This is a genomic window from Chlorobaculum thiosulfatiphilum, from assembly GCF_006265165.1.
Taxonomy (GTDB): Bacteria; Bacteroidota; Chlorobiia; order Chlorobiales; family Chlorobiaceae; genus Chlorobaculum; species Chlorobaculum thiosulfatiphilum.
Map to the genome: position 1 here is coordinate 1 of NZ_VDCH01000055.1, position 1,558 is coordinate 1,558.

The 1,558-nt window shown below is 41.7% G+C and carries 3 protein-coding genes; 1 reads left to right on the forward strand and 2 read right to left on the reverse strand.

Annotated elements, in window-relative coordinates; translation table 11 throughout:
* Positions 1–386: 386 nt before the first annotated feature.
* On the forward strand, positions 387–653 hold the full coding sequence (locus FGF66_RS12310) for an antitoxin (protein WP_139457931.1): 267 nt from the start codon (positions 387–389) through the stop codon (positions 651–653).
* Positions 654–816: 163 nt separating this feature from the next.
* Here the strand turns inward: FGF66_RS12310 and FGF66_RS12315 are convergent, their stop codons facing one another.
* Positions 817–1,155: a hypothetical protein gene (locus FGF66_RS12315; protein WP_139457932.1), complete on the reverse strand. Its 339-nt coding sequence runs from the start codon at positions 1,153–1,155 to the stop codon at positions 817–819.
* On the reverse strand, positions 1,148–1,294 hold the full coding sequence (locus FGF66_RS12765) for a hypothetical protein (RefSeq protein WP_170181382.1): 147 nt from the start codon (positions 1,292–1,294) through the stop codon (positions 1,148–1,150). The genes FGF66_RS12315 and FGF66_RS12765 overlap by 8 nt, the downstream gene beginning before the upstream one ends.
* Positions 1,295–1,558 lie beyond the last annotated feature (264 nt).

Here is a 1,558-nt window from a genome sequence, read left to right on the forward strand (position 1 = left end):
GCTGCATGATGCACCGCATACCGGACACGCGACCTGCTTGCCGGTACAGACCAGTCTGATCTCGACCCGCTTGCCGCTCATCGACAGATGAACGTTCTCGACCTTCCAGTTTGAGGAAAGACCTAAAAGTTGGTGGTAATGGCTCGTCAGGCTCTGCATGGGAGTATCAAGGTGCGGTTGGGTAAAGCTCAAAATTACTCTATGTTACCTCATACACACCCTTCTTCCCACGATATTCTGCGAAGAGCCGCATATTCTTTGCAATTAAATCATTAACTTATCTCAAGCCCGTTCTGTTTGACGAACCATGAGAGAGTAGATGAAATTTTTCTGAAAACGATTATTCCAGGCAGAAAAGCGACGAAAGAATATCTGGAGAATAAAAAATGAATAATTTTGATAATGATGAAAAAGAGTTGCTGGATTCTTTTGAAAAAAATGAATGGCATTCTGTTAAAGACCTGAAGCAGCGAAAGCTGGAACTGGAAGAATCTGCACGTGCTACCATCCGAAAGGATAAACGGGTAAATATCCGTATTTCTGAGCGCGACCTGAAAGAACTACAGAAAATCGCCCAGAGAGAAGGCTTGCCGTACCAGACGTTGATTTCGAGTATTTTGCATAAATACGTAAACAAGGCACAAACGGAGTAAATGTAAAATTTTAGACGAATTGGGATCGATTTCTTTCTTACCGAAATGGCAGATTTTATGATAAAAGAAGTATTGTAAAACTCCACATACACGCGGTCGGCTTCGCATAGCTGTAATGGTACGAGTGGGCGACATCGAACGTTATGTTGAGATTGTAAGTCATTTACTTGTATCTGCCCTTTTTAGATTTGATTACGTCAACTACATCATCATGCTTTGAGCCAGGAATTAAATCTTTAAGATGAAGAACCCCATCACTTGAATATTGCACATGAAGTCTCCAACCTGAAATTTTATCCACATAACCCCTGTAAACAGCCTGCTTAATTCCTGTAACCTTATGTAGCTGCGTAACCGGGAAGTCTCTTTTTTTATGACATTCGTTGTTTTCTAACTCTGCTAAAGCCTCTAAAAATTTAATTCGATGTCTTTCATCCGGAAGAGTTTTTTGCGCATCATAAATAACTCCAAATTCATCCAGGATAGACTTTTTTTCAGCCATTATCTTTCTCCATTAATCGTAACTGCTGATAAAGTGATTCAGCAATAGAGTTAAAAGCGCGTTCCATGTGATCACGTTTCACAACTCGAAACAAAGTAACAATCTTTTGATCAAAAAGCGGATCTTCTTCAATTGTCAAAATTACTCGTATTTGGGCTCTTCGCAGAATATCGTGGAAAGAAGGGTGTGTATGAAGTAACATAGAGTAATTTTGAGCTTTACCCAACCACACCTTGATACTCCCATGCAGAGCCTGACGAGCCATTACCACCAACTTTTAGGTCTTTCCTCAAACTGGAAGGTCGAGAACGTTCATCTGTCGATGAGCGGCAAGCGGGTCGAGATCAGACTGGTCTGTACCGGCAAGCAGGTCGCGTGTCCGGTATGCGGTGCATCATGCAGC

What these genes read in the sequence shown, in the direction of transcription:
- FGF66_RS12310 (WP_139457931.1), top strand. Translation starts at nt 387, where the DNA reads ATGAATAATTTTGATAATGATGAAAAAGAGTTGCTGGATTCTTTTGAA.
- FGF66_RS12315 (WP_139457932.1), bottom strand. Translation starts at nt 1,155, where the DNA reads ATGGCTGAAAAAAAGTCTATCCTGGATGAATTTGGAGTTATTTATGAT.